Below are 518 nucleotides of genomic sequence, written 5' to 3'. Positions count from 1 at the left end.
CACACCAGCATGTAGGTGACACCGCCGAAGCTGATGTCGTCGAGTATGGCGTTTGCGCCAATCGATCCGCCGAGTCCGGCGATCTCCTGACGGAAGGAGCCGGTAGCAGCGTCGTAAAAGCCGATTGAGGTGCCGGCGCTGCCCAGCACGGCGACGTCGAGACGATCACTGATGTGGACGGAACCGGAATAAGGAACCGTACCGGCAAAGATGGTGGTGCCGGCCGGCATCGCATTGATCGAAAGCGTGCCGCCGTTTTCCGAGGCCAGATAGCTTCCATTTGTGTCGTTGTTATACTCACCACGTGACACAGCAAAACCGTCGATACTGGCCGTCGCCAGCACCGCGCCCTTCAGGAGTTCTGCCTCGATGTTGGGAACCCGGATGCCGAACTCATCGAGTGGCAGGTTCTTGATCACCACATAGACGATGCCAGGCCAGGCCGGAACCTGGCCGGCACCGCGGTCGGCCTCGATGTCTGGATCAGGCTTTTGATCATCGGTGCCGAGATGAAGCGT

The 518-nt window shown here is 59.8% G+C and carries 1 protein-coding gene; it reads right to left on the bottom strand.

The genetic code is table 11. The features are described from left to right. On the bottom strand, positions 1-518 hold a 518-nt coding region (locus tag P9272_RS35950), incomplete at both ends, for a hypothetical protein (RefSeq protein WP_278164966.1).

Origin of the sequence: Mesorhizobium sp. WSM4976 (assembly GCF_029625685.1) — a bacterium.
In the GTDB taxonomy this organism is placed as follows: Bacteria; Pseudomonadota; Alphaproteobacteria; order Rhizobiales; family Rhizobiaceae; genus Mesorhizobium.
This window is presented reverse-complemented; position numbering and strand designations above follow the sequence as displayed.